This is a genomic window from Pseudomonas sp. MPB03, assembly GCF_046605385.1.
Taxonomy (GTDB): Bacteria; Pseudomonadota; Gammaproteobacteria; order Pseudomonadales; family Pseudomonadaceae; genus Aquipseudomonas; species Aquipseudomonas zanjanensis.
In genome coordinates this window covers 3,280,371-3,306,274 of the sequence record NZ_CP176770.1, presented here as the reverse complement: position 1 = coordinate 3,306,274, position 25,904 = coordinate 3,280,371, and the positions used below count along the sequence as shown (strand labels likewise).

At 62.9% G+C, this 25,904-nt stretch carries 22 protein-coding genes; 13 read left to right on the top strand and 9 right to left on the bottom strand.

Annotated elements, in window-relative coordinates; all coding sequences use genetic code 11:
• Positions 1 to 62: 62 nt before the first annotated feature.
• Positions 63 to 1,073, top strand: a complete 1,011-nt coding sequence (locus tag ACLH0I_RS14610; RefSeq protein ID WP_411387506.1) for a GlxA family transcriptional regulator — start codon at positions 63 to 65, stop codon at positions 1,071 to 1,073.
• A gap of 25 nt (positions 1,074 to 1,098) precedes the next feature.
• On the opposite strand, the gene ACLH0I_RS14605 is transcribed toward ACLH0I_RS14610, so the two are convergent.
• Complete coding sequence (locus ACLH0I_RS14605) at positions 1,099 to 2,040, bottom strand: LysR family transcriptional regulator (protein ID WP_411384553.1); 942 nt, start codon at positions 2,038 to 2,040, stop codon at positions 1,099 to 1,101.
• A gap of 678 nt (positions 2,041 to 2,718) precedes the next feature.
• On the opposite strand from ACLH0I_RS14605, the gene ACLH0I_RS14600 reads away from it, so the two are divergent.
• The 5 genes from ACLH0I_RS14600 (at position 2,719) to ACLH0I_RS14580 (ending at position 7,855) form a co-directional block, all read left to right on the top strand.
• Complete coding sequence (locus tag ACLH0I_RS14600) at positions 2,719 to 4,170, top strand: sensor histidine kinase (protein ID WP_411387505.1); 1,452 nt, start codon at positions 2,719 to 2,721, stop codon at positions 4,168 to 4,170.
• The gene (locus tag ACLH0I_RS14595; protein WP_411384552.1) at positions 4,167 to 4,817 is read left to right on the top strand and encodes a response regulator transcription factor; all 651 of its coding nucleotides are present in this window, start codon (positions 4,167 to 4,169) and stop codon (positions 4,815 to 4,817) included. The genes ACLH0I_RS14600 and ACLH0I_RS14595 overlap by 4 nt, the downstream gene beginning before the upstream one ends.
• A gap of 101 nt (positions 4,818 to 4,918) precedes the next feature.
• Entirely contained in the window at positions 4,919 to 5,293 is a 375-nt protein-coding gene (locus ACLH0I_RS14590; protein WP_411384551.1) for a response regulator transcription factor, read from the top strand.
• Positions 5,294 to 5,529: 236 nt separating this feature from the next.
• Positions 5,530 to 6,732: an NAD(P)/FAD-dependent oxidoreductase gene (locus tag ACLH0I_RS14585; protein WP_411384550.1), complete on the top strand. Its 1,203-nt coding sequence runs from the start codon at positions 5,530 to 5,532 to the stop codon at positions 6,730 to 6,732.
• Between the two features lie 211 nt (positions 6,733 to 6,943).
• Positions 6,944 to 7,855, top strand: a complete 912-nt coding sequence (locus tag ACLH0I_RS14580; protein ID WP_411384549.1) for a LysR substrate-binding domain-containing protein — start codon at positions 6,944 to 6,946, stop codon at positions 7,853 to 7,855.
• 482 nt (positions 7,856 to 8,337) lie between these two features.
• Here ACLH0I_RS14580 and ACLH0I_RS14575 read toward each other — a convergent pair whose 3' ends face one another.
• The 6 genes from ACLH0I_RS14575 to ACLH0I_RS14550 form a co-directional block, all read right to left on the bottom strand.
• Positions 8,338 to 9,318: an ABC transporter substrate-binding protein gene (locus ACLH0I_RS14575; protein ID WP_411387504.1), complete on the bottom strand. Its 981-nt coding sequence runs from the start codon at positions 9,316 to 9,318 to the stop codon at positions 8,338 to 8,340.
• Between the two features lie 244 nt (positions 9,319 to 9,562).
• The gene (gene argE, locus ACLH0I_RS14570; protein ID WP_411384548.1) at positions 9,563 to 10,732 is read right to left on the bottom strand and encodes an acetylornithine deacetylase; all 1,170 of its coding nucleotides are present in this window, start codon (positions 10,730 to 10,732) and stop codon (positions 9,563 to 9,565) included.
• On the bottom strand, positions 10,725 to 11,399 hold the full coding sequence (locus ACLH0I_RS14565) for a DUF1028 domain-containing protein (protein ID WP_250964155.1): 675 nt from the start codon (positions 11,397 to 11,399) through the stop codon (positions 10,725 to 10,727). The genes argE and ACLH0I_RS14565 overlap by 8 nt, the downstream gene beginning before the upstream one ends.
• Positions 11,400 to 11,409: 10 nt before the next feature.
• Positions 11,410 to 11,820, bottom strand: coding sequence for a RidA family protein (locus ACLH0I_RS14560; protein WP_003201555.1), 411 nt, complete (start codon positions 11,818 to 11,820; stop codon positions 11,410 to 11,412).
• Positions 11,820 to 13,145 carry a flavin-containing monooxygenase gene (locus ACLH0I_RS14555; protein WP_411384547.1) on the bottom strand — a complete coding sequence of 442 codons (1,326 nt, stop codon included), beginning with the start codon at positions 13,143 to 13,145 and terminating at the stop codon, positions 11,820 to 11,822. Before ACLH0I_RS14555 ends, ACLH0I_RS14560 begins: the two co-directional genes overlap by 1 nt.
• 430 nt (positions 13,146 to 13,575) lie before the next feature.
• Positions 13,576 to 14,490, bottom strand: a complete 915-nt coding sequence (locus ACLH0I_RS14550) for a LysR family transcriptional regulator (RefSeq protein WP_411384546.1) — start codon at positions 14,488 to 14,490, stop codon at positions 13,576 to 13,578.
• 123 nt (positions 14,491 to 14,613) lie between these two features.
• Between ACLH0I_RS14550 and ACLH0I_RS14545 the strand changes: the two genes are divergently transcribed.
• Together ACLH0I_RS14545 and ACLH0I_RS14540 are read left to right on the top strand one after the other, a co-directional pair.
• Positions 14,614 to 15,453 carry a pirin family protein gene (locus ACLH0I_RS14545; protein WP_411384545.1) on the top strand — a complete coding sequence of 280 codons (840 nt, stop codon included), beginning with the start codon at positions 14,614 to 14,616 and terminating at the stop codon, positions 15,451 to 15,453.
• Between the two features lie 51 nt (positions 15,454 to 15,504).
• Positions 15,505 to 16,599, top strand: a complete 1,095-nt coding sequence (locus ACLH0I_RS14540) for an alkene reductase (RefSeq protein WP_411384544.1) — start codon at positions 15,505 to 15,507, stop codon at positions 16,597 to 16,599.
• Positions 16,600 to 17,091: 492 nt separating this feature from the next.
• Here ACLH0I_RS14540 and ACLH0I_RS14535 read toward each other — a convergent pair whose 3' ends face one another.
• Positions 17,092 to 18,147: a LacI family DNA-binding transcriptional regulator gene (locus ACLH0I_RS14535; protein WP_411384543.1), complete on the bottom strand. Its 1,056-nt coding sequence runs from the start codon at positions 18,145 to 18,147 to the stop codon at positions 17,092 to 17,094.
• A gap of 127 nt (positions 18,148 to 18,274) precedes the next feature.
• Between ACLH0I_RS14535 and ACLH0I_RS14530 the strand changes: the two genes are divergently transcribed.
• The 3 genes from ACLH0I_RS14530 (at position 18,275) to ACLH0I_RS14520 (ending at position 21,440) form a co-directional block, all read left to right on the top strand.
• Positions 18,275 to 19,198, top strand: coding sequence for a TIM barrel protein (locus ACLH0I_RS14530; RefSeq protein ID WP_250964162.1), 924 nt, complete (start codon positions 18,275 to 18,277; stop codon positions 19,196 to 19,198).
• A gap of 18 nt (positions 19,199 to 19,216) precedes the next feature.
• On the top strand, positions 19,217 to 20,386 hold the full coding sequence (locus ACLH0I_RS14525; RefSeq protein WP_411384542.1) for a Gfo/Idh/MocA family protein: 1,170 nt from the start codon (positions 19,217 to 19,219) through the stop codon (positions 20,384 to 20,386).
• 151 nt (positions 20,387 to 20,537) lie between these two features.
• Positions 20,538 to 21,440: a sugar phosphate isomerase/epimerase family protein gene (locus ACLH0I_RS14520; RefSeq protein WP_411384541.1), complete on the top strand. Its 903-nt coding sequence runs from the start codon at positions 20,538 to 20,540 to the stop codon at positions 21,438 to 21,440.
• Between the two features lie 4 nt (positions 21,441 to 21,444).
• Here the strand turns inward: ACLH0I_RS14520 and ACLH0I_RS14515 are convergent, their stop codons facing one another.
• On the bottom strand, positions 21,445 to 21,903 hold the full coding sequence (locus ACLH0I_RS14515) for a metallophosphoesterase family protein (protein WP_250964165.1): 459 nt from the start codon (positions 21,901 to 21,903) through the stop codon (positions 21,445 to 21,447).
• 127 nt (positions 21,904 to 22,030) lie between these two features.
• Here ACLH0I_RS14515 and ACLH0I_RS14510 point away from each other — a divergent pair, with 127 nt between their 5' ends.
• Both ACLH0I_RS14510 and ACLH0I_RS14505 read left to right on the top strand, forming a co-directional pair.
• On the top strand, positions 22,031 to 23,599 hold the full coding sequence (locus tag ACLH0I_RS14510; RefSeq protein WP_411384540.1) for a diguanylate cyclase: 1,569 nt from the start codon (positions 22,031 to 22,033) through the stop codon (positions 23,597 to 23,599).
• Between the two features lie 118 nt (positions 23,600 to 23,717).
• Positions 23,718 to 25,718: a peptidase U32 family protein gene (locus ACLH0I_RS14505; protein ID WP_411384539.1), complete on the top strand. Its 2,001-nt coding sequence runs from the start codon at positions 23,718 to 23,720 to the stop codon at positions 25,716 to 25,718.
• Positions 25,719 to 25,904: the final 186 nt, after the last annotated feature.

Below are 25,904 nucleotides of genomic sequence, written 5' to 3'. Positions count from 1 at the left end.
ATCCCTTGATAACCTTGCAGACCTCCCTGACGAACACCCGGCGCGAAGCGATCATGAACGAGATGAGCCTGGACATCGGCATCGCCGCCGAGTCCATTACCCAACCGCGCACCGTGGTATTCCTCGCTTACCCGCAGATGGGCCTGCTGGACCTGACCGGCGCCCAGACCGTGTTCTGGGCCGCCACCAAAGCCATGACCGAACGCGGCCTGCCCGGCTACGCCATGCACACCGCCAGCCTGGCAGGCGGGTTGATGCAAAGCGCCGAGGGCCTGGTCGTGGACACCCGTGCCCTGCATGAACTCGATGGGACGCTCATCGACACCCTGATCGTCCCCGGTGCACCGGACATACAGCAAGCGATGATCGACTGTGTCGACCTGGTGCAATGGCTGCACGATGCTTCGGCCCACGCCAGGCGCACCGCATCGGTGTGCAGCGGCACCTTCCTCATGGCCCAGGCCGGGTTGCTGGACGGACGCCGGGCCGCCACCCATTGGGCCATGTGCGAGATGCTCAAGAGTGGGTTCCCGTTGATCGAGGTGGACCTCGATGCGATCTTCATCCAGCAGGGCAACGTGTGGACCTCGGCCGGGGTCAGCGCCGGCATCGACATGGCCCTGGCATTGGTCGAAGCCGACTGCGGTCGCGACGTGGCCTTGCAGGTAGCCCGTGAGTTGGTGGTGTTTCTCAAGCGCCCCGGCGGGCAGGCGCAGTTCAGCCAGTTGTTGCAATCCCAGACGCAGGACAGTGCCGGGTTCGACGAGTTGCACGCCTGGATGACCGAACACCTGGACGACAATGACCTCACCGTCGAACGGTTGGCCCGCCAAGCCAGGATGAGCCCACGCAATTTTGCCCGAGTCTACAAACGCCATACCGGACGAACCCCGGCCAAAGCCGTGGAAATGTTCCGCCTTGAAGCCGCGCGTCGAATGCTCGAAGACTCCCAGCGCAACATCGACCAGATTGCCCGCGCCTGTGGCTTCGGGGACGAGGAACGAATGCGCCACACGTTCCAGCGCCACCTGTCGATTTCCCCCCGGGAGTATCGCAACCGGTTTTCCCGCTGAGCGCGAGCCCTGCGGCGTCGTCCTGTCAGGCCACTCGCCTGGATCCCTCCTGCGACTCGCCCTGCTCGGCCAGGAGCGCGCTGCAACGGGAACGCAACCAACGCTCCCCCGGGTCATTGTGCGAGGCACCGCGCCAGACCATGGAAAGCGCGTGCTGGGGCAAGCAGATCGGGGCCGCTTGCGCGCGCATGCCGGTCGTCACCGCCATGGCCTGGGCAACGTAATCCGGCACAATGGCGATCATATCGCTCTCGGCCAACAGCATGGGCAAGGCGCTGAACTGCGGCACGGTCAAGACCACCCGGCGCTGGCGGCCCATCAGGCATAACGCGCGGTCCGAATCATCGATGACATTGCCCATGGACGACACCACGGCATGGGGCCGACGGCAGAATTCGTCCAAGGTCAGTTCGCCGGGCTGCGAGTCGGCGCGCAACAGCACCGGCCGAATTGGCCGCAGTGTCTTGCGCCGGGCATTGGCCGGCAGTTCCAGGGTCGGGCTGATGCCCAGGGAAATCTCGCCGCTGGCCAACAGTTGGGATACCTGCCATTGATCGGCCCGACGCACCACCAAGGTGGTGCCAGGTGCCTCGACCCGCAGGCGGCGCAACAGCTCCGGCAGCAGCGCGTACTCGACGTCGTCGCAAAGGCCGACATGGAAGGTCGCCTCGCTGGTGGCCGGCTCGAATGCCTGGCAACGGCTCAAGGCAGCGGCGATGCCGTCCAGGGCCGGTGACAGATTGGAGAAGATTTCCCGCGCCCGGGAGGTCGGCTCCATCAACCGTCCGGAACGGATGAACAAGGGGTCATCGAACATCAACCGCAGCCGCGCCAGGGCGCTGCTGATCGTTGGCTGACCGAGAAACAGCTTTTCGCTGACGCGGGTCACGTTTCGCTCGTGCATCATGGTTTCGAAGACCACCAGCAGGTTGATGTCAGCACGACGCAGGTCATTTCTGTTCATCATAGTCGTCGCCCCAGGCACCAGGCCATTGAGTCAGGAGTGGACACGTTCATCGCCTGCGTCCTCCATCAAGGCCTACGGCGACGAGGTGTTGAAAGCGTAATCCCCGCGGCGCACCCGGTCTGTTGTACGTGGGGACACTCGCCTCACCCTTTGGGCCATGCCATCAATACTTCGGTATACACCCAGGCCCGGACAAACCCTGCCTTTGTGGCGAGGGAGCTTGCTCCCGCTGGGCTGCGCAGCGGCCCCAACACTGTCAACGCGGTGTGCCAGGTTGATCCAGTCCGTTTGGATTGGGGGTGCTTCGCACCCCAGCGGGAGCAAGCTCCCTCGCCACAGGTTTGTGTTTTGTTGGCCGATGGCGTGGATTGTTCAAATCCCATTATTTGCGCCCCCAACCTGTGGCGAACCCTGCCTTTGTGGCGAGGGAGCTTGCTCCCGCTGGGCCGCGCAGCGGCCCCCTCTTTGTCACGGCCTGGCGGAATTTCAGGGTTTTATGTCCTACCTCAAGCAAAGCGGCGCTTCGTAAGATACGAACCGATGCTCTGCCCCCGACATCCCAGAGCGAGACCACGTAATAACAGAAGGTCTGCCAGCGTGCCCCTACCCTCCGCGATGCTCAAGCATGTCTATGACAGCCTGCGATACACGCCAAGCCAGGGCGGGTCTCGGCCGTCGATGGGCATCAGCACCCACCCACTGCTCAACGCCCTGGGCTGGGCGGTGGGCCTGGTGGTGGCCTGCGGGATTGTCATCATCAATTCCGAAACCCATTCCGACCTGGCCCCGACCCTGCTGTACATCACCTTGTTGTTGATGGCGGCCAACCTGTTTTCCATCAACCTGGTGATCACCGTCGCGCTGATGTGCATGGGCTTGCTCACCGCGATGTTCTTGTACAACGGCGGCTATCATCGCTGGGAATCGACCACCGGTTTCTTCCGCTGCCTGACTGCATTGTCGGCCATCGCCTTCCTGGCGCTGCGCAGCAAGCGGGCTTGCGACAATCTACGGCACAACGAGGCCTACCTGATCGGCGCACAGCGCCTGAGCCAGACCGGCAGCGTGGGTTTTCACGGCGATCGGCAAGCGATGTCCTGGTCGGCAGAGTCGGCGCGGATCTTCGAATACCCACCCAGCAGAATCCCCACGGTGTCGATGCTGCTAGAGCGCACCCATCCCGAAGACCTGGAGCTGGCGCGCGGGGTTTTCCAACAGGCCGCCGCTGGCGAACCGCAGATCGAGGTCAAGCTACGGCTGCTGATGCCTGATGGACGCATCAAGCACATCCACATGATCGCCAGCCCGCTGCTGGTCCAGCATGGCCGTTGCCAGTACCTCGGCGCACTCATGGACATCACCGCCAGCAAACAGGCCGAAGAAGCCTTGTTCCGCACCCAGAGCCAACTGGCCCATGTCACTCGCTTGACCTCCCTGGGGGAAATGGCCGCATCCATCGCCCACGAGGTCAACCAGCCGCTGACGGCCATCACCAGCAGCGGCGAGGCCTGCCGCCGGTGGCTCGAACGTCCCGAGCCGGACCTTGGAGAAGCCTTGGATTGCCTCGATCGGATCGTCGCCAACGGCTGTCGCGCCAGCGAGGTCATCAGCGGTATCAGGGCGCTGTCGCGCAAGTGCGACCCGCTGCGCCAGCCCGAGCGACTGGACGACATCGTCCGCGAGACCCTGAACCTGGTCCAGCAGCAACTGGCGCATCATAAAGTCCGGGCGAAGGTGGACCTGGCAGCGACCGACGGCGAAGTCAGCGCAGACCGGGTGCAACTGCAGCAAGTGATCATCAACCTGATCATCAATGCCTGCCACGCCATGGACGGGGTCAAGGTCCACGAACGAACCCTGCTCATACGCACCTGGACGGAGAATGACGAAGTGCTCCTGGAGGTGACCGACCACGGAACCGGCATTGCGCCCGAGGTCTTGCCATCGTTGTTCAATGCGTTTTTCACTACCAAGGAAAACGGCCTGGGCATGGGCCTTTCCATCTGCCGGTCCATCATCGATTTCCATGACGGCAGGATCTGGGCGACCAGCGAGGCCGGCCAGGGCACCTCGTTCAGGTTCGCGTTGCCGCAACTCACTGGCAGCGCCCTGTCGGGGAGCGGGCAATGAGCGTCACACACGCCACAGACCCGGTCAGCGACAACGACCCCATCGTCTATATCGTTGACGACGACGAACCGCTGCGCCAATCCCTCGGCAGCCTGCTGCGCTCCATCGGCTTGCAGGTGCATCTGTTCGGTTCGGTCGCGCAGTTCATGAACCATCCCAGGCCCGAGCAGCCCAGTTGCCTGGTCCTGGATGTGCGGCTGCAAGGCGCCAGCGGCCTGGATTGCCAACGGGAGCTGGCCGCGACCAACGTCCAACTGCCGATCGTGTTCATGACCGGTCACGGTGACATCGCCATGACCGTGCGGGCGATGAAAGCCGGTGCCGTGGACTTCCTCGCCAAACCGTTCCGCGAACAAGACCTGATCGACGCCGTGACCGCCGCCCATCACCAGGACCGCCAGCGGCGCGAGTCCGAACGCAGCCATCAGCAAGTGCTTGACCGCCACGCCACCTTGACGTCCCGGGAACAGCAGGTCATGGCGCTGGCGGTGTCGGGCCTGATGAACAAGCAGATCGCCGGGGAACTGGGCTTGAGTGAAATTACCGTAAAAATTCACCGCGGCCAGGCCATGCGCAAGATGTGCGCGCGCTCGTTCGCCGATCTGGTGCGCATGGCCCAGGTGTTGGAACTGCGCGGCGAGCATTAGAAAGTTCATACCCACGTATACTTGGCGGAACCATCGGACGGCGTATCTTGCAGTGACACGGGCGCCTTTATGGCTACCTGATATCACCTCCAGGTATCGACATGTCCAACACGGCAATTATTTCAATCATTGATGACGATGAGTCAGTTCGAATTGCATTGGATGGCTTGTTACGCTCCCACGGTTACCAAGTTAAAACATACGCCAGCGCCTTGGATTTTCTATCGTTCGGTGAACTTGAAAGCACGGCGTGCCTGATATCGGATATTCAAATGCCTGGCATGACCGGTATTCAAATGTACGATCGATTGGCGACCCTGGGCATTCTTATCCCGATCATCTTCATCACTGGATATCCCGGCGTCCCCCCTCGTGTCAGCGTTGCCGCACCCAAGCCAGTCGCATTTTTGCCGAAACCCTTCGACTGCGCTGAGTTGATCGCCTGCATCGAATCGGTATTTGCCCGGTCTGCTTGACCACTGCGCCCCCTCATACCTTTGTATAGATCACCCCTACCCAGGCATAGCCCCGATGACCTTATGTAGAAGTGTTAAACACAGGTCCTGCCAATAAGCTTTCCCACAGCGAACCGAAACTGAATGTGCTCGATATCAATTCATTGAAGCCAGGCGTTTTTGGAGTACTTCGCGACACGGTCACGCTGAAACAGTTAAACAAATCAACGTATCGATTTTGTCTTCGGGAGCTCATCATGAAACACCATATTCTGGTTGTTGGCGCAGGTTTCGGCGGGGTCTGGAGCGCATTGAGCGCCGCCCGGCTGCTGGACCAACACGATCGCAATGACGTGCAGATCAGCGTCCTGGCCCCCCAGGCTGAACTGCGCATCCGACCTCGCTTCTACGAGCCAGACGTCCATACCATGGCCGCACCGTTGGGTGACCTGTTCGACGCGGTGGGCGTGAAATTCGTCCAAGGCTCGGCGAGCAGTATCGATGTCGACAATAAGCGGGTTGGCTACGTGGATGCGTTCGGCACCCAGGGCACCCTGGGCTACGACCGCCTGGTGCTCGCGGCGGGCAGCCAACTGGTTCGCCCTGACCTCGAAGGCATGATCGAGCATGCGTTCGACGTTGATGAAATCGAACAGGCGGCCCGTCTCGAGGCCCACCTCAAATCCCTGAAAAATCTACCAGACAGCCCGGCCCGCAACACGGTGGTGGTGGCCGGCGGCGGCTTTACCGGGATCGAAACCGCCACCGAAATGCCCGCACGCCTGCGCGCAGTCCTCGGCGAGGACACCGACATCCGCGTCATCGTGGTGGATCGCGGGCCGCAGATCGGCGCAGCGTTGGGCGACGGTATTCGTCCATCCATCGTCGAGGCGTCGGAGCACCTGGGTATCGAATGGGTCCTCAACGCCTCGGTCGAGTCGGTGGATGCCGGTGGCGTTACCCTGTCGAGCGGCCAGCGTATCGAGTCCCAGACCGTGATCTGGACCGTGGGGTTCCGCGCCAGTCCGCTGACCCAGCAGGTACCCGGCACCCGTGATCGCCAGGGTCGCCTGCACGTCGATGCCAACCTGAAAGTCTTGGGCCAGAACGACATATTTGCCAGCGGTGACGTGGCCTACGCCGCCACCGACACCCTGGGCAACTACGCGGCGATGTCCTGCCAACACGCCATCGCCCTGGGCCGCTATGCCGGCAATAACGTCGCGGCCGACTTGCTGGGCGTCGCGCCGATGGCCTACAGCCAACCCAAGTACGTGACCTGCCTGGACCTCGGTGCCTGGGGCGCGGTGTATACCGAAGGCTGGGATCGCCAACTCAAATTGGTCGGGCAAGAAGCCAAGGAGCTCAAGACCCAGATCAACACCGTGTGGATCTATCCGCCGGCGGCTGATCGCGCGACCGCCCTGGCCGCGGCCGATCCATCGATTCCGGTGGCCTGAGCCCCGTATCCGACCCCGGCCAGTCCCTCCTTTCTGCGCCGGTCTTTCCCGAACGCCTGCCAACGATGCTTGGGCAGGCGTTTTTTTTTGGCGCTCGTTCCCAAACCAGGTTGAATATCGTCACTGCCCAGCAAAATCCGTATCAATGCCCGCCCCTTACGCCTTGTGCACAAGGTAAGGTAGGCAGAAATCATTCGGATCGAGGTGTGCCGTGGCGTCCTATTCCTTGCGTCAGCTGAAGTACTTCGTCACCACCGTCGAATGTGGCAGCGTCGCTGAAGCGTCCCGCAAGCTGTACATCGCCCAACCGTCGATCGCCACCGCCATCAAGGGCTTGGAAGACAGTTTCGGCGTGCAACTGCTCATTCGTCATCACGCCCAGGGCGTATCGTTGACGCCTGGTGGCGCGCGTTTCTACCGCAAGGCCCAGGAGCTGTTGCGCATGGCCCGGGAGTTCGAGCAGAACGCGCTGGCCGACAACGACGTGATCAGCGGGCAGATCGACATCGGTTGCTTCGAAACCGTCGCCCCGCTCTACCTGCCACGGCTGATCGCCGGTTTCCGCGAGCGCTTTCCCGGGGTGGAGATTCGCGTACAGGATGGCGAGCAACAAGAGTTGGTACAGGGCCTGACGGGGGGGCGTTTCGACCTGGCGATTTTCTATGAACACGACCTCGACAGCACCATCGAGACCGAAGCGCTGACGGCACCGCAACGCCCCTATGCGCTGTTGCCGGCGGGCCATCGTTTTGCCGATCAGGCCCAGGTGTCGCTGCGCGACCTGGCCCTCGAACCGATGATCCTGCTGGACGTGCAGCCCAGTCGCACCTACTTCGTGAGCATCTTCGAAGAGCTGGGCCTGACGCCCAACATTGTGTTCAGCTCACCGTCCATCGAGATGGTGCGTGGCATGGTCGGCCAGTCCTTCGGCTTCGCCGTACTGGTGACCCGCCCGCACTCCACCAGCACCTACGACGGGCAGCACCTGGTGTGCGTCGACATCGCCGAAGACGTGACCGGTTCGGCGCTGGTGGCCGGCTGGCTCAAGCGCGCCCACCTGACCAAACCCGCCCAATTGTTTGTCGATTACTGCAAAGAACAGTTCAAGCAATGGCTGGCCTGACGCCCCGTCAAACACCAGCCCCTGTGGCGAGGGAGCTTGCTCCCGCTGGGGTGCGAAGCGCCCCCATAAACAGGTTGCCCCAATCAACCTGGCACACCGCAGTGAACGCGTTGGGGCTGCTGCGCAACCCAGCGGGAGCAAGCTCCCTCGCCACAAAAAAACGGGGCTCGCCACAGGTTGGTGGTCGCCAAGAATGGATTTGAATAATCCCCACCACCGCCCAGTCAAACACCAGACCCTGTGGCGAGGGAGCTTGCTCCCGCTGGGGTGAGAAGCGCTCCCAAAACAAGCTGACCCAATCAACCTGGCACACCGCAGTGAACGCGTTGGGGCTGCTGCGCAGCCCAGCGGGAGCAAGCTCCCTCGCCACAAAAAACCGATGATCGCCACAGGTTCGGTCTTTGCAAGTGAATGGGGCTTAATGCCCCACCCACTCTCCAGCCATACAAAAAGCGGTGTTCATCACGAGCGCGGTTCACTGTCTAGCGAGCCGCCCAGGCGTTGAACCGTTGTTCCAGTTCCTCGCCATGGTCGACCCAGAACTCCGCGTCCACGGCTTGGGCTTCAGCCAGGTTGGTCTCGGCGGTGGGCAATTGTTCCTGTACCGCCGTCGGCAACAACGCCAGTGTCTTGCGGTGCACCGGCCCATAAGGGATGTTTTCCGAAAACACCTTCTGGGTCTGCGGCTGGCTGGCAAAGGCAATGAACTGCTCGGCGAGAGCCTTGTTTGGCGTGCCCTTGACCACGGCCCAGTATTCCGGGTCGTACAGGCTCTGGGGCCAGACAATGCTCAACTTCATGCCTTCCTTCTGCGCCGACGCGATACGCCCGTTGTAGGCCGCACTCATCGCCACGTCCCCCGCCACCAGCCATTGCGCCGGTTGGGCGCCGGCCTCCCACCATTGGATGTTCGGCTTGATCTGGTCCAGTTTGGCGAAGGCCCGGGATACGCCTTGGGGAGTGTTCAACACCTTGTACAAGTCCTGCGCCTTGACCCCATCGGCCAGCAAGGCGATCTCCAGGGTGTACTTGGCCCCCTTGCGCAGGCCGCGCTTGCCCGGGTACTCGGCGACGTTCCAGAAATCCGCCCAGGACCTGGGTGCCTTGGCGAGCTTGGTCTGGTCATAGGCCAGGACCATCGACCACACGTAGGTAGCGACACCACACTCGTTGAGCGCACCCGGCACATAGTTCGCCGGGTCGCCAAGGCCTGTCAGGTCGAGCTTTTCGAACAAGCCTTCCTCACAGCCCCGCAGCAGCTCCGGGCTTTCCACTTCGACCACGTCCCAACTGGTGTGACCGGCCGCTACCATCGCCTTGATCTTCGACAGCTCACCGTTGTATTCGCCGGCCACGATGCTTCCTGCACCGCTGGCGTTGAAGGGTTGGAAGTAGGCCTTGTCCTGGGCCTGCTTGGTGGCACCGCCAAAGGAAATCACGGTCAAGCTCTGGGGCGCGGCCATGACGCTGGAACTCAACAACGCCAATGCACACGCAATATTGCAACGCAAGGATCTGGACATGGAGCGGTTCCTCGAAAATGCCGGCTCGCCCGCACGAGCCGGCGACGGGACTCAAGGGTGGCCGTAAGCGCGGGCGGTGTGGTCTACAGCAATAAGGCTCTGGTCGGCCCATTCGTTGATGGCGGCATGACGGGCCGCCGGCATTTTCCTGCAAAGGAAATCGTTCACTTTTGGCACCTCCTGCTCACGGACCATTGGGTTCACTGAGATAGCTCGCCAACCGATCCATCAAGCGATCGCAGGCCGCCATTTGTTCAACGCTCACGTACTCGTCGGGCTTGTGCCCCTGGTCCATGCTGCCGGGGCCACAGACCACCGTCGGCACGCCGGCCTGGTGAAACAGGCCGCCTTCGGTGCCAAAGGCGACGGTGCTGAAAGCGTCGCTGCCGCACAATCGCGCAACCAGTTGGGCGGCCGTGCTTTCAGGCGAAGTGGCCAGGCCCGGGTAGGCCGACAGCGGCTCGAAACGGATCGCCGTATCCCCCGCCACCGCCTGCATCGCCGGCAGCAGGGTCTGTTGCGCATAACCTTGCAACTGCTCGACCACCACGTGCGGATTGAAATCCGGCAAGGCGCGCACTTCGAAGTCGAAACGGCAATCGGCCGGGACAATGTTCAATGCCGTACCGCCCTGGATCATCCCGACCTGCACCGTGGAAAACGCCGGGTCGAAGCGCGGGTCGTGCCGTGACGGCTCGGCCAGCTCCGCGCCGATCTCGCCCAGTCGACCCATCAGGCGCGCGGCCTGCTCGATGGCGTTGACACCGTAAGGGGCATAGGCCGAATGGCAGGCCGCGCCTCGAACATGGCAACGCATCGCCAACTTGCCTTTGTGCCCCAACACCGGTTGGAGTTGGGTGGGTTCGCCGATCAGGCACAAGGCTGGTTGAGGGATGCGTTGTGGCAACACCTCCAACAGGCTGCGCACGCCCAGGCAACCGATCTCTTCGTCATAGGAAAACGCCAGGTGCACCGGCCGGCTCAGCGGGCTGGACAGAAACATCGGCACCGCCGCCAGCACCGAAGCCAGATACCCCTTCATGTCCGCCGTACCGCGCCCGAACCATTTGCCGTCTATCTCGGTCAGTCGGAACGGATCGACCGTCCAGGCCTGCCCATCCACCGGCACCACATCGGTGTGCCCGGACAACACCACGCCACCGGGCACCGACGGACCAATGCTCGCCAGCAAGTTGGCCTTGGTTCCCTCGGCGTTGTAGATCAGCTCGCTAACCACGCCCAGCCCTTGCAAGTAGTCGCGCACAAACTCGATCAAGGCCAGGTTCGAATCGCGGCTGACCGTGGCAAAGCCCACCAACCGTTCGAGCAACGCCCGGCTGCGCAGCTCACTCATCACCCGGCACTCCATAACTCGGCGCCAAGGTCGGGTTGAGCGCACGGGTCAGGTAATCCTGCAGTTGCGGCTGATAGGCGAGCCAGAGCTTTTCCAGCTCGCCTATGGGGTTTTCCTCGGCCCAGTCCACCCGCAAATCGACGATGGGCCACGTCAGGTCATCGACCACCGACAGCGCTGCCGAATGCACCGCCCCGGCCTCCCCGCCCGCCGCCTGCCCGGCCTGCAACGCGCTCATCAAGCGTGATGCAAGGCAGCCACCGCCCTGCTCGAAGGCGGTGACCATGGCCTCGATCACCGCAGCGTTGGCCAATAGATTGCCGGCGGCCACGCATTGCTCACCGGCCACGGCGTTGTGAGTGCCCAAGGTATGTTCGCCGCTGAACATCGCCGTGCGGCCCTCGGCATCGATTACCGCCACCTGGCGGTATTGGCTGTAGCCGTTGCGCCCCAGGGTCCGCTCCAGCGCCGCTTGCGCCACCTGGCCGCCGGCCAGTTCATCGAGCACCTGCGGCCCCAGGGCCGGCAGGGTAATGTTCTGGCTCGACACCGCGCCGACACCCGCCCGCAACCAGGGGCACCGGGCGCCGACGGCAATGCTCGAGGAACTGATGGCGATGCCCAACTGGCCGGTTTCGGCACAGCGTCCAACGATGGAAAAGGTCATGCTCCGCTCCTTATTCAGGGATTACCGCGATCACGTCGATTTCCATCAGCCACTGCGGCTGGCCCAAGGCGCTGACCACCAACCCGGTGGAAATCGGAAACACGCCCTTGAGCCACTTGCCGACCTCCTGGTACACCGGCTCGCGATAACGTGGGTCGATCAGGTACGTCGTGGTCTTGACGATGTGGCTCAGGTCGCTGCCGGCCTCTTCCAGCAATTGCTTGACGTTGCGCATGGCCTGCTCGGCCTGGGCGCGAGGATCGCCAAGGCCCACCAGTTGACCGTTGAAGTCGGTGCCAACCTGGCCGCGCACGTAGACGGTGTTGCCGGCGCGCACGGCCTGGCACAGGTCGTTGTCCAACGTCTGGTTCGGGTAGGTGTCCTTGGTGTTGAACATGCGAATACGTGTATGAGTAGGCATCAGCGGACTCCCGAGAGACTGGTTTTCGAACGGTGCGAATCGCTGTTCAGGGCCGGGGCCTGGCGCTGGGCGGCATCTTGGTAGGCGAGGTAAATGCGTTGCTTCACGATGTGGTCGGCAATGTGCCGGGCGTCATGCCAGACACCCCAGATGAACGCCGAGCCTCGACGTGACAGCCAGGGCAAGCCGACGAAATACAGGCCCGGCTCGCTGGAAACGCCGCGCTGATGGCGAGGCTTGCCATTGGCGCCGAGGGCGTCAACCTTCAGCCAGCTGTAATCCACCGAGTAGCCGGTGGCCCAGATGACGCTGGTCACGCCGGCGGCCACCAGGTCCAGTTCCAGGATCGGCTGGGTCATGCATTGCGGGTCGGGCAGCAAGTGACGGGCCTCAGGTTCGAGGGGCAGGTCCAGGCCGTTGCGGGCAATGTAGGCGTCGGCGGCATCCAACAGCGCCAGGTAGTTTTCGTCGCCACGGGCGATGTTTTCAGCGAGATTCGGTTCGAAGGTCACCACGCTGCCGTTGAACGATTGGGTCAGCCCCACCAGGGTGATGCCCTCGTGGGCCAACCGGCGAAAATCCACGGTATGGCCGCCACGGGCACCGCTCACCGCAATGGTGACGTGCTCCTTGCCCGGCTTGACCGCCTCCGCATCCCACTCGCCCAACACGCCCAGCCACCAGCAGAAATCGCGGTTGCGATAGGCCCGGGGCGGACGGTCATGGGCTCCCACCGAGAGATAGACTTGCTTGCCGGCGCGCTGCAGCTCATCGGCGATCTGCACACCGGACGACCCGGCACCCACCACCAACACGGCCCCTTCGGGCAATTGCCGAGGGTTGCGATACTGGGCCGAGTGAAGCTGGGTGACCGAGGTCAGATCCGGCGCAATCGGTGGAATCACCGGCCGTTGGAAAGGCCCGGTGGCGACCACCACATGGATCGCTTCGATCTGGCCTTCGGAGGTTTCGACAGTGAAGCCCGGCCGGCCGATATTGCGCTCGACGCCCCTGACCTCCACGCCGGTACGGATCGGTGCGTTGAACTTACGGGCATAGGCTTCGAAGTAATCGGCCACCTGGTCCTTGGTCGCGAACGCATCCGGGTCGAGCCCTTCGAATTCCAACCCTGGGAAGCGGTCATGCCAGGCCGGCCCGTTGGCCACCAGGGAATCCCAACGCGCCGTGCGCCAGGCCTCGGCAATGCGGCTTCGCTCCACGACGAGATGAGGCACGCCTTGACGGCTCAAGTGCTCACTCATGGCCACGCCGGCCTGGCCGGCGCCTATCACAAGCGTATCGATACGTAGGGTTTCATCGGGCATGTCTGTGCACTTCCGGCAGTAGGTTTGGTTCAGGCGGGCATGGCGCCGCCTCGGGTTTGGTTTTCTTGTTGTTCTGCGGTTGCGGTGATCGAGATGAGGTGTCGAGGCGATTGTGTTGGCAAGCGGGGATTTGCGAAACGAGGGTTTTTGTCGTTGCTGGGAAGGAAAAAAATGGGCTACTGCGCGGGAGCGATGGTCACGGCAACAAGGCGCGTCTCATTTGGACTTGATACCGGGCACCTGTGGCGAGGGAGCTTGCTCCCGCTGGGCTGCGCAGCGGCCCCAAACCCGTCACCGCGGCCAGTCAGACAGATAGCGTTCAGCTTTTTTAGGCTGCTGCGCAGCCAGCGGGAGCAAGCTCCCTCGCCACGGTATTCCGGTGCGGCAGACAATGGTTTATCCCGCCACGACGCCGGCCTGAGGGACTCACTCACTGCATCCGCGCCGGAAACGCCTTGAGCTCAAGCTTCTCCATCACCAACCCAATGAATGCCGAAACCGCCAGCGGCAACTGCCGCCGGCTCGGATAGAGCACATTCAGGCCGAAGCCGATGCGTTGGTATTGCGGCAGCACACGCACCAGCCTTCCGGCTTCCAGGTCGAGGCGGCTCAGCGCCCCTGGCAACACGGCGATGCCCAGGCCGGCGACGGTCGCCCGGCGCAACGCTTGGGCGGTGTTGGCGTGGAATCGGCTGGCGATCTGCACGTGCTGCTCGATGCCGCCCGGACCGACGAATCGCCAGTCGGTCAAGCCGCTGGGCTGGGCGAAGCTCACGCCGTCGTGGTGAGCCAGGTCCTGCAGCGAACGCGGTGCGCCACGTGCGGCAATGTAGGCGGGACTGGCAACCATGCCGTCGCCGTCATTGCTGAGCAGTTGGCGACCGACATACCCCGAGTCCTGCAACGGACCGCCGCGAAAGGCCACGTCGATGCGGTCGGCAATCAGGTCGACCCGGGCATCGCTGAGCACGAAATCAAGTTGCACTCGCGGATGCGCGGCTAAAAAGTCGGCCACCCACTCCATTGGGAAAAAGTCGAAGAAATCCGCCATCGCCGCAATGCGCACCAGGCCACCAGGCGCTTCGCCGCCCATCATCAGTTCCTGCCCTGCGTCCATCAAGCCGTCCACAGCGTCCACGCAACGCTCATAGAACGCCTGGCCCGCATGGGTCAACGTGAGCTTGCGGGTCGAGCGCTGCAGCAGGCGTGACGCCAACTGCGCCTCCAACTGCTGGACCCGTCGGCTGACCGTGTTCGAAGGCATGCCCAGCCGTCTGGCCGCTTCAGCGAAGCTGCCGCTGCGGACCACCTGGACGAACAGCGCAACATCGTTTAGATCGAGCATGGCGCCGACATTCCTTCGATTTATGGATGAGTTCAATCCGATTGTATCGACTAATCAAACCATTGGCAGGCCCTTATTCTTCGCCCATCGAGGCCCAACGCCCATGATTCGGAGGCAAGACCCATGAACAGCATCGTCGCAGCGCCACCCCGCGCCATCGTCCATCGCACTGCTGGCAGCAGTCATGGGCCAATCAACCGGCTCATGAGCCCCGGCGACCTGGGCCAACTCTGCAAGCCATTCGTGTTTCTCGATCACTTCGCCTTCAACGCCGATGCCCTGCAAAGAGGTTTCGGCATGCACCCGCATTCCGGGATCGCCACGCTGACCTACCTGATCGAAGGCCAAGTGATCTACGAAGACACCACCGGCCAGTCCGGCACCCTGCCCAGCGGCGGCATGGAGTGGATGCAAGCCGGCAACGGCGTATGGCACACCGCTCGACCGGTTGCGGGTTCGCCGATCCAAGGTTTCCAGCTCTGGGTTGCGCTGCCGGCGGCAGAAGAAAATGCCCCATCCCGCAGCGTCTACCTGGCCCCCTCCGAGATCCCCCGTGAAGGTCCGGCGCTGGTGTTGCTTGGCGAATACGGCGCAGCCCGCAGCAGCGTCGCCTCCCCGGCGGGCATGAATTACCTCGCCGTGCAGTTGCAGGACAACGAGCACTGGCGCTACACGCCGCCGGCCGGGCACACCGTCGCCTGGCTGGCGGTCAACAGTGGCAGCCTCAGCGCCAACGGCAACGTCAATGCCGGGGAAATGCTGGTGTTCGAAGAATCCGGCACGGCCATCGACATCGTTGCCCGGGGCGCGACCTCCTTCGTGCTCGGTTCGGCGGTCAAGCATCCCCATGACCTGGTGATGGGCTACTACTCGGTGCACACCAGCGAGGCCGCCCTGGAAAAAGGCGAGAAAGAAATCCAGCGCATCGGCGCCCTTTTGCAACAAGAGGGTCGGTTGGCCTGACCGACCCTCGACTCAATCCCTCATTCATACCCGATCCCTTAGAGGTGAATCATGACTGACACCGGTCTCGATCTTCTGTTGTCCCGTACTCAAGTCGGCAAGCTGTCCCTGAAAAACCGCATGGTCATGGCGCCGATGACCCGCAGCCGCGCAGGCGCGGGCGATGCCGCCACACCCTTGATGGCCGAGTACTACAGCCAACGGGCCAGCGCCGGCCTGATCATCAGCGAAGGCTCCCAGGTGTCGGCCCAGGGCAAGGGTTACCTGAGAACGCCGGGGATTTTTACTCCTGAGCAAGTCACCGGCTGGAAACAGGTGACCGATGCGGTCCATGGCGAGGGTGGGCAGATTTTTTTGCAGCTCTGGCATGTGGGTCGTCTTTCCCATCCTTTGGTGCAAGTCAACGGCGCCCAACCCGTCGCCCCTTCGGCGATCAAGGCCGATGGCGAGATCTATACCCCCGAAGGTCTCAAGCCCTACGAACTGCCACGGGCGCTGGCACTCGATGAAATCCCCGGCGTGGTCGCCGACTTCCGCCAGGCGGCCGTCAACGCGAAGGTCGCCGGTTTCGACGGCGTGGAGATCCACGGCGCCAATGGCTATTTGATCGATCAGTTCCTGCGTGACGGCACCAACCAACGCACTGATGCCTACGGTGGTTCGATCGAGCATCGCGCCCGTTTCCTCAAGGAAGTGGTCGAGTCGGTGATCGAGGTCTTCGGCGCCAGCCGTGTCGGCGTGCGCCTGTCGCCGATCTTCAGCTACTTCTCGATGAGCGACAGCAACCCGCAAGCAACATTTGACTACACGGCCAGGATGCTCAGCCGCTATGGCCTGGCTTACCTGCACATCGTGGAACTGGGCGAAGGCCCGTTCGACTTCCTGGAACTCAAGCGTCGCTTCGGCGGGACGTACATTGCCAATGGCGGCTACAGCGCCGAACGCGCCGCCACGGCCATCAGCCGTGGCGAAGCGGACCTGGTGGCGTTCGGCACGCCGTTCCTGGCGAACCCGGACCTGGTGGAACGGTTCAAACAGGGCCAGGCGCTGAACACCCCTGACGCCTCGACGTTCTATCAGGGCGACGAGCGTGGGTATACGGACTATCCGACTTTGGCCGGGGCTCAAGCAAGCCAAGAGGCGTAATGCCCGAGACCTATGGGAGCTTGCTCGCGAAAGCGGGATGTCAGTCAACGATGATGTTGAATTTGGAATTGCCTTCGCGAGCAGGCTCGCTCCCACAAGATCTCCGGTTGACCGCTATATCTGCATTCACCACCAATCCCCTGTGGGAGCGAGCCTGCTCGCGATAGCGGATTGTCAGTCGAGGATGATGTTGAATCTGATATTGCCTTCGCGAGCAGGCTCGCTCCCACAAGATCTCCGGTTGACCGCAAGACCTGCATTCACCACCAATCCCCTGTGGGAGCGAGCTTGCTCGCGAAAGCGGATTGTCAGTCAAGGATGATGTTGAATCTGATATTGCCTTCGCGAGCAAGCTCGCTCCCACAAGAGCTCCGGTTGACCGCAGAATTTACATTCACCACCAATCCCCTGTGGGAGCGAGCCTGCTCGCGAAAGCGGAATGTCAGTCAACGATGATGTTGAGATAGCGGTGGCTCAGAATGCAGCGGGCGCTCAAGTACTTTCCGACACATCAATCTGAAGCGGCACCACCCGTCTCGGCGCCGAGCCTGGTGGCGTGGCTGTCGCCGCCTCGACCAGTGCTTCGACCGCCTGTTCGGCCATTGCCCCGACGGGATGAGACAACACCGCCTGAACCAACCCCGTCTTCAACGCCTCGCGTGTCAACGGCGTCAGGTCGTGGCACACCACCACCGGCAGGCGAAGCTGCTGCTCCTGGAGACTGCGCAAGGCCCGCAACACCCCGGCGATGCCGCCACCAGCCACATACAGCCCGGCCAGGTCGGGCTCGGCCGTGAGCAAGTCCAGCGTATTGCCATACGCGAACTCATCGTCCTCCAGGGTCAGGCGCGAAGCGAGCAACTCCCATTCGTTGGAGTGCTCGGCCAGGTAACTGCGAAAGCTCAGTTCACAGAGTTCCTGGCACTGGAAACGCTGACTGCTGAGCATGACAGCCGCAGCGCCAGGTCGATCCGCCAGGCGGCTGATGAACCAGCCTGCCGTGCGACCGGTGAGTCGATTGTCCAACCCGACGTACCCCGTGCCGCTGGCGCTGGACAGCTCCGACAGCAACGCCACCACCGAAACGCCCGTCTCGCGCAATTGCGCAACCGCCTCCCGAACCCGTGGATGGTCCACTGCCACCACGCCCAGGCCATCCACCTGATCGCGCAGGGCCAGGATGCGTTGCGCGACGATGACCGGGTCGAGATCGTCCAGATAACCAATGACCACGCGGATCCGTGCTCGCGTGCAGGTCGCGGCGGCATTCGATAGCGCATGGGCGAGCCCCTGGTAAAAAGGCACGCCACTTTTCTGCAACAAGAAGCCAAGCCGCAAGGTCGGGCGGTCGTTGAGCACCCGTTGTTCGATCACGCCCTTGGCATGGAACCCCAACCGCGCAGCAGCCGCGGCGATGCGTTGGGCGGTATCGGCACGCACATCGGCGCGAAGGTTCAGCACCCGGTCGACGGTGGACAGGCTGACCCCCGCCTCCCGGGCGACATCGGCCATGGTGGGGCGCAGTTTACGGCGGCGTTCTTCTGACATGTTTTGACACCTCCATTCGGTATCATGAGGGGTTTTGACAGATTAAGCCATCGCCCCATGGCCCCCTTTCCGCCAACTCAATAGCATCAGGCCAAGCACATAAAAACAAACACAGCCGGAGTGCCCCATGACGATCCATATCTGCACCGCGCCCTGCTGCTGGGGCGTCGACGACGTCAAGAACCCTTTCCTGCCTCCGTGGCGGCGGGTGCTTGGGGAAGCGGCCGAGGCCGGCTATCGCGGGATCGAGCTGGGGCCGTACGGTTACCTGCCGCTAGACCCCGATACCATCAGTCCGGCCCTGTCCGAACAGGGTCTGCAGGTGGTCGCCGGGACGATCTTCGACGACCTCGTCAGCCCCGCCAACCTGCCCGAACTGCTGCGCCAGACCCATGAAATCTGCACGCTGCTCAAACAGCTGCCGCCCATGGAACAGCAAGCCGGCCAGCGCCATGCCGGGCCCTATCTGGTGATCATCGACTGGGGCCACGAAGTGCGCGACTACGCAGCCGGTCATTCGGACCGCGCCCCGCGCCTGGACGATGCACGCTGGAACGCAATGATGGCGCACATCCGCGCCATCGCCGACATCGCCTGGCATCAATACGGCATTCGCGCCGTCATCCACCCCCACGCGGGTGGATACATCGAGTTCGCCGACGAGTTGGCGCGCCTGGTGGAAGATATTCCCCATGAAGTCGCCGGGCTGTGCCTGGACACCGGGCATCTGTACTACGCCGGCATGGACCCGGTTGCGTCGCTGCGCACCTACGCCCATCGCCTGGATTACCTGCATTTCAAGGACATCGATCCGGTGGTGTTCGATCAGGTGCTGAATGAACACCTCCATTTTTTCGCGGCCTGCGCCCGGAGCGTGATGTGCCCTATCGGGCGCGGTGTCATCGACTACCCGGCGCTGTACGACCTCGTGCATGAACTCGGCTACGTCGGCTGCATCACCGTCGAACAGGAGCGCGACCCACGCAATGCGGGGAGCAGCCTCGACGACGTGGCCGCCAGTCGCGCCTACCTGGCCGGCATTGGTTTCTGATCACACAAGGACAACGACATGATCAACGGCAGCAAAACCCTCACGCGCCCCATCCGCTGGGCCATGGTCGGTGGCGGCGAACACAGCCAGATCGGCTACATCCATCGCTCGGCCGCCCTGCGCGACCGGAACTTCGAATTGGTCGCCGCGGCGTTGGATATCGACCCCACCCGGGGCCAAGTCTTTGGCCAACAACTGGGCATCGACCCCGAGCGCTGCTATCCGGATTACCTGAGTCTGTTCGAGCTGGAGGCGCAACGTCCCGATGGGATTGAAGCGGTGTCGATCGCCACGCCCAACGGCACCCACTACGCCATTACCCGCGCCGCCCTGGAAGCCGGGCTGCATGTGGTCTGCGAGAAACCGCTGTGCTTTACCCTCGAACAGGCCGAGACCCTGCGCAGCCTGGCGCACGTCAAGGGGCGCATCGTTGGCTTGACCTACGGCTACGCGGGGCACCAGTTGATCGAACAGGCCCGGGCGATGATCGCGGCCCAGGAACTGGGCGAGATCCGCATGGTGCACATGCAGTTCGCCCATGGTTTTCACAGCGCGCCGGTGGAGGCCCGGAACCAGGCGACCCAGTGGCGCGTCGACCCGCGCCAGGCCGGGCCCAGCTACGTATTGGGAGACGTCGGCACGCACCCGTTGTATTTGTCCAAGGTGATGCTGCCTGATCTGAAGATCAAACGCTTGATGTGCAGCCGGCAAAGCTTCGTCGCCAGCCGCGCGCCGTTGGAAGACAACGCCTACACCTTGATGGAATACGAAGGCGGCGCCATGGGCATGGTCTGGTCCAGCGCGGTGAATGCCGGTTCGATGCACGGGCAGAAGATCCGCGTGATCGGCGCCCGTGCCAGCCTGGAATGGTGGGACGAGCGGCCCAACCAACTGAGCGTCGAGATCCAGGGCCAACCCGCGCAGATCCTGGAGCGCGGCATGGGCTACCTGCACGCCGACGCGCTGCAAGACGACCGCATCGGTGGCGGCCATCCTGAAGGGCTGTTCGAAGCCTGGTCCAACCTCTATCGCCGCTTCGCCCTGGCCATGGATGCAGCCGACCGTGGCGACAGCCAAACGCTGGCCGCCCTGCGCTACCCCGACATCGATGCGGGTGTGGAAGGTGTGCGCTGGGTCGAGCGCTGCGTGGAGTCCGCTGACAACGATGCCGCCTGGGTCGCGTATTGATCCCGGTAATTCAGTCAACGCAATACCCCTGTGGCGAGGGAGCTTGCTCCCGCTGGACTGCGCAGCAGTCCCAAAAGGGGGCCGCTTCGCGCCCCAGCGGGAGCAAGCTCCCTCGCCACGGGCAATGAGTATTCCTCAATGGAGAACAACCATGAAAATCGCCCTCGACCCCTACATGCATCGCCACCTGAGCCTGCCGGACCTGTGCCGCAAGACCGCCGAGCTCGGCTTCGAGTACCTGGAGCTGTCGCCACGGGAGGACTTCCTGCCCTGGTGGGTACGCCCCCGCGCCCATAAGGAGCGCATCGCCGAGTTCAAGAAAGCCCTGCGCGACCACGACCTGCAACTGGCCTCGCTGCTGCCGATGTACCGCTGGGCCAGCCCCCATGAAGACGAACGCCGGGCAGCGGTGAACTACTGGAAGGAGGCGATCCAGGTCGCCGTGGACATGGGCTGCACGACGATGAACTCGGAGTTTGGCCGTGGGCCTTCGCCTGATCGTGGGCATACCGTCAGTTGCTGCGGTGGCGTGCACAGCCACGAGTCGAGCGAAGCGGCGTGGTGGCGCTCGATGGAGGAACTGGTGCCGATCCTGGAAAGCGAGGGGGTCACGCTGAACGTCGAGCCTCACCCGGAGGATTGGTGCGAGACCCTGCACCCGGCCCTCGACATGCTCAAGACTATCGGCTCGGATAACGTCAAGTTCCTGTACTGCACGCCGCACACCTTCTACTTCGGCGACGACATGCAGGCCATGATCGCCGAGGCCGGGTCGATGATCGCCCATGTCCACATCGCCGACACCTACAACCACAAGGCCTCGTCCGGCCTGCGCTACATCGTCAATCCCCCGGGCGCCAAGGTCACCGTCCACCAACACATGGACATGCACCAGGGCGAGATCGACTGGGACCTGTTCTTCAGCGAACTGGCCAAGACTGGCTTCGACGGCATCGTCACCGCATGCGTGTTCGGCTGGGAAGAACGGGCGGACGACTCCGGGCGTTTCATGCGCAAGGAAATCCAGGCCTACGTGGACAAGTATTTCAGGTAGATCGTCACGGGAGCAATGGCACGATCCGCGGCTCGATCGCCTGCTCGCTCACCTCCAGCAGCGCCAGCGTCACCGGCAACTTGAACCGTCGCCGGCCGGCGCTGCCTGGGTTGAGATAGAGCCGCTCGCCACGCCACTCGATCAGCGGCTTATGGGAGTGGCCGGTGATCACCAGCCGCACGCCTGGGTCGAGTGGCGCCGGCACGTCCGCGATGTCATGGACCAATAGGGCCTGCCATCCCATCAGGTCGAATTGCAGGCAATCGGCAAGGTACCCTGCCCATTCGGCGTCCAGATCGTTGTTCCCACGCACCACCTGCAGCTCGCCAATGGAAGCCAAGGCATCAAGGATTTCCGGGCTGCCGATATCACCCGCATGAATGATCCGCTCACAGCCTTGCAGCGCCGCAAGCGCTTCAGGGCGCAGCAGGCCGTGGGTATCCGAAATCACACCAATTTTCACGAAACCTTTCTCCTCAATCGTGTGTCGCCGGTTATACCTGCCTCGTCGCAGTTAGCTAACGTGCTGAAATCGAATAGGATAGGCTACGCCTGGAAAGGCGCAGACCCGTCGTGGAAAGGATATGTGAATGCTCGGACGCAAGCAGCCAGAGCCCAAGATCGAAAGCCCGGATGAAGCCTTCTCCCAGCAGGCTGTGCGGGCCGGAGCTGCATTTCGGCTGACCGTGAGTTTCATGCTGGTGGTGGTCATCGCCTTCCTGGCCGTCGAAGGCTGGCGAACCTGGCGCGATTACCGTGCCGCGTTTGCGTCTGCCCGGGACTCGGTGACGAACCTGGCACGGGCGACGGCCCAGCACGCCGAAGACACCATTCGACAAGTGGATGTGGTTACCGCCGCCCTCGCCGAACGGGTGGAGGGCGATGGCCTGCAGAACATGGACGTCCCGCGCATCCATAAGCTCTTGGTGCAACAGGCCGCGATCATGCCGCAGTTGCACGGGCTATTCATATACGGCCCGGACGGCCAATGGCTGGTGACGGACAAGGAAGTCATTCCGGAAATGGCGAACAACGCCGACCGCGACTACTTCCAATACCACCGCACCCATGAAGATCGAGGCGTGCGCATCGGTGACGTGGTCCAGAGCCGTTCCACCCACGACCTGATCATTCCCATTTCCCGCCGCCTGAACAACCCCGATGGCTCGTTTGCCGGCGTAATGCTGGGGACCGTGAAGGTCAGCTATTTCGTCGACTACTACGGCGACTTCAAAATCGATGGCAAAGGCGCGCTGGTCCTGGCCAAGCGCAGCGGAACGATCCTGGTCCGACGTCCCTTCGTCGCCTCGGTGATTGGCAAGAGCCTCGTCAACAGCGTGATCTTCAGGGAGCATTTACCCACCTCCAACCAAGGGGTTGCCGAAGCCAGGGCCGTCGTCGACGATACCGAGCGCCTGTATGGCTACCGGGCCTTGACCACGTATCCGCTGGTGGTGGAAACCGGCTTGTCCCGCGAGTCGATCATCGCGCCCTGGCGCCGGGACCTGCTCAAGACCGGCCTGGTGTTGATTTTCCTGATCGCGATACTGGTGGGCTTCGGGCTCATCGTGTTGAGCCAACTGCGCTACCGCATGACCATGGAAAAGCAGATTCGCAGCGCCCACCAGGCCATGCGCGACATGGCGCTGACCGACAGCCTGACCGGGCTGGGCAACCGCCGGCGGCTGGACATCACCCTGGCCGATGAGCTGCGCCTGGCCAGGCGCCAGGGCTCATCCCTGGCCCTGATCATGCTCGATGTGGATTACTTCAAGCGTTTCAACGACCGGTACGGCCATGCCGCCGGTGACGATTGCCTGCGGGCGATTGCGGGCGCGATCGGGCAGACCATCAAGCGGCCGGGCGACCTCGCGGTGCGCTACGGCGGTGAGGAGTTCACCGTGTTGTTGCCCAACACCGACAGTGCCGGGGCGGCCAGGGTCGCGCAGCAAATCCTCGAAGCCGTCAGGGCCTTGAACATTGAACATGGCGATCATCCCCTGGGCATCGTGACCATCAGCGCCGGCATCACCACCAGCCAGCCGAGCGACGAGGATGCAACCCCGGCGGTGCTGATCAAGGCCGCGGACGCCTTCTTGTACCTGGCGAAAAACACCGGGCGAAACCGTTGGTGCAGCGCTGGCGCAACGTCGGGGTGAACGCCGCGAGCGCGCCGCGCATCGGTCAGAATCGTGCAAACCCAAGTCCACAGGTGCCGGCGAGGCGCCTGGCGGCTACAATGCGCGCTTCGACCGTGACCAGCCTGACTAAAAACAAATGTCCTTGCCCAAACATCATCTGGAATTGCTCAGCCCCGCCCGCGACGTGACCATCGCCCGCGAGGCCATCCTGCATGGCGCCGACGCCGTGTACATCGGTGGCCCGAGTTTCGGCGCGCGTCACAACGCCTGCAACGAGGTGGGCGATATCGCCCGGCTGGTGGAATTCGCCCACCGCTACCACGCCCGTGTGTTCACGACCATCAACACCATCCTGCACGACAACGAGCTGGAGCCGGCCCGCCAGCTGATCCACCAGTTGTACGATGCCGGCGTAGACGCGTTGATCGTCCAGGACCTGGGGGTGATGGAGCTGGATATCCCGCCCATCGAGCTGCACGCCAGCACCCAGACCGACATCCGCACCCTGGCCCGGGCCAAGTTCCTCGACCAGGCCGGTTTCTCGCAACTGGTCCTGGCCCGTGAGCTGAACCTGCAGGAAATCCGCGCCATCGCCGACGAGACCGATGCGGCCATCGAGTTCTTCATCCACGGCGCGCTGTGCGTGGCCTTTTCCGGCCAGTGCAACATCTCCCACGCCCAGAACGGCCGCAGCGCCAACCGTGGCGACTGCTCCCAGGCCTGTCGCCTGCCCTACACCTTGAAGGACGACCAGGGCCGGGTGGTCGCCTATGAAAAACACCTGCTGTCGATGAAAGACAACAACCAGAGCGCCAACATCCGCGCCCTGGTGGAAGCCGGCGTGCGTTCGTTCAAGATCGAAGGGCGCTACAAGGACATGGGCTATGTGAAGAACATCACCGCCTATTACCGCCAGCGCCTGGACGATGTCCTTGAAGACCGCCCGGACCTGGCCCGCGCGTCCAGCGGCCGCACCGCACACTTCTTCGTTCCCGACCCGGACAAGACCTTCCACCGTGGCAGCACCGACTATTTCGTCAGCGAGCGCAAGATCGACATTGGCGCCTTCGACTCGCCAACCTTTACCGGCGTGCCGGTGGGCGTGGTGGAGAAAGTCGGCAAGCGCGACCTGCAAGTGGTGACCTTCGATCCGCTGTCCAACGGCGACGGCCTCAACGTGCTGGTCAAGCGCGAAGTCGTCGGTTTCCGCGCCAACATCGCCGAGCCCAAGGGTGAGTTCGAAGAGGACGGCCAGAAACGTTACCGCTACCGCGTCGAGCCTAACGAGATGCCGGCCGGTATGTACCAGTTGCGCCCCAACCACCCGTTGAGCCGCAACCTGGACCACAATTGGCAGCAAGCATTGCTCAAGACCTCTTCCGAGCGTCGGGTCGGCCTGGCCTGGGTGGCATGCCTGCGTGAAGAACGCCTGGAACTGACCGCCACCAGCGAAGAAGGCATCAGCGCCAGTGTTTCCCTGGATGGGCCGTTCGGCCTGGCGAACAAGCCGGAACAGGCCCTGGAGCAACTGCACGACCTGCTCGGCCAACTGGGCACCACCGAATACCACGCCACCGCTATCGAGCTGGATGCGCCCCAGGCGTTCTTCATCCCCAACTCGCAGCTCAAGGCGTTGCGCCGCGAAGCCATCGAAGCCCTGACCGCCGCCCGCATCAAGGCCCACCCACGCGGTGGCCGCAAGGCCGAGACCAGCCCGCCTCCGGTGTACCCGGAATCGCACCTGTCGTTCCTGGCCAACGTCTACAACCAGAAGGCCCGGGACTTCTACCATCGCCACGGGGTCAAGCTGATCGACGCGGCCTTCGAAGCCCACGAGGAAACCGGTGAAGTGCCGGTGATGATCACCAAGCACTGCCTGCGCTTCTCGTTCAACCTCTGCCCCAAGCAGGCCAAGGGCGTCACCGGCGTGCGCACCAAGGTCGCGCCGATGCAGCTGATCCACGGCGATGAAGTGCTGACGCTGAAGTTCGACTGCAAACCTTGCGAGATGCACGTGGTTGGCAAGATCAAGGGCCACATCCTCGACCTGCCATTGCCCGGCAGCACGGCGCAGCCCGTGGTAGGCCATATCAGCCCGGAAGACCTGCTCAAGACGATCCCGCGCGCACCGCATTAAGCAATAGCAAGCCCACATTGGGTTTCGGGCGTTCACAAAACATGCATCCACCACAGGTCCCTGTGGGAGCGGGCTTGCTCGCGAAGGCGGCATAACAGTCAACGATGATGTTGAATGTGCTGGCCTCTTCGCGAGCAAGCCCGCTCCCACACAGAGTATCGGGTGCTTGGAATGGATGTTTCATTT

Coding starts and splice junctions, on each gene's coding strand:
- ACLH0I_RS14610 (WP_411387506.1), top strand. CDS start 63: ATGAGCCTGGACATCGGCATCGCCGCCGAGTCCATTACCCAACCGCGC.
- ACLH0I_RS14605 (WP_411384553.1), bottom strand. CDS start 2,040: ATGATGAACAGAAATGACCTGCGTCGTGCTGACATCAACCTGCTGGTG.
- ACLH0I_RS14600 (WP_411387505.1), top strand. CDS start 2,719: ATGGGCATCAGCACCCACCCACTGCTCAACGCCCTGGGCTGGGCGGTG.
- ACLH0I_RS14595 (WP_411384552.1), top strand. CDS start 4,167: ATGAGCGTCACACACGCCACAGACCCGGTCAGCGACAACGACCCCATC.
- ACLH0I_RS14590 (WP_411384551.1), top strand. CDS start 4,919: ATGTCCAACACGGCAATTATTTCAATCATTGATGACGATGAGTCAGTT.
- ACLH0I_RS14585 (WP_411384550.1), top strand. CDS start 5,530: ATGAAACACCATATTCTGGTTGTTGGCGCAGGTTTCGGCGGGGTCTGG.
- ACLH0I_RS14575 (WP_411387504.1), bottom strand. CDS start 9,318: ATGGCCGCGCCCCAGAGCTTGACCGTGATTTCCTTTGGCGGTGCCACC.
- argE (WP_411384548.1), bottom strand. CDS start 10,732: ATGAGTGAGCTGCGCAGCCGGGCGTTGCTCGAACGGTTGGTGGGCTTT.
- ACLH0I_RS14565 (WP_250964155.1), bottom strand. CDS start 11,399: ATGACCTTTTCCATCGTTGGACGCTGTGCCGAAACCGGCCAGTTGGGC.
- ACLH0I_RS14560 (WP_003201555.1), bottom strand. CDS start 11,820: ATGCCTACTCATACACGTATTCGCATGTTCAACACCAAGGACACCTAC.
- ACLH0I_RS14555 (WP_411384547.1), bottom strand. CDS start 13,145: ATGCCCGATGAAACCCTACGTATCGATACGCTTGTGATAGGCGCCGGC.
- ACLH0I_RS14550 (WP_411384546.1), bottom strand. CDS start 14,490: ATGCTCGATCTAAACGATGTTGCGCTGTTCGTCCAGGTGGTCCGCAGC.
- ACLH0I_RS14545 (WP_411384545.1), top strand. CDS start 14,614: ATGAACAGCATCGTCGCAGCGCCACCCCGCGCCATCGTCCATCGCACT.
- ACLH0I_RS14540 (WP_411384544.1), top strand. CDS start 15,505: ATGACTGACACCGGTCTCGATCTTCTGTTGTCCCGTACTCAAGTCGGC.
- ACLH0I_RS14535 (WP_411384543.1), bottom strand. CDS start 18,147: ATGTCAGAAGAACGCCGCCGTAAACTGCGCCCCACCATGGCCGATGTC.
- ACLH0I_RS14530 (WP_250964162.1), top strand. CDS start 18,275: ATGACGATCCATATCTGCACCGCGCCCTGCTGCTGGGGCGTCGACGAC.
- ACLH0I_RS14525 (WP_411384542.1), top strand. CDS start 19,217: ATGATCAACGGCAGCAAAACCCTCACGCGCCCCATCCGCTGGGCCATG.
- ACLH0I_RS14520 (WP_411384541.1), top strand. CDS start 20,538: ATGAAAATCGCCCTCGACCCCTACATGCATCGCCACCTGAGCCTGCCG.
- ACLH0I_RS14510 (WP_411384540.1), top strand. CDS start 22,031: ATGCTCGGACGCAAGCAGCCAGAGCCCAAGATCGAAAGCCCGGATGAA.
- ACLH0I_RS14505 (WP_411384539.1), top strand. CDS start 23,718: ATGTCCTTGCCCAAACATCATCTGGAATTGCTCAGCCCCGCCCGCGAC.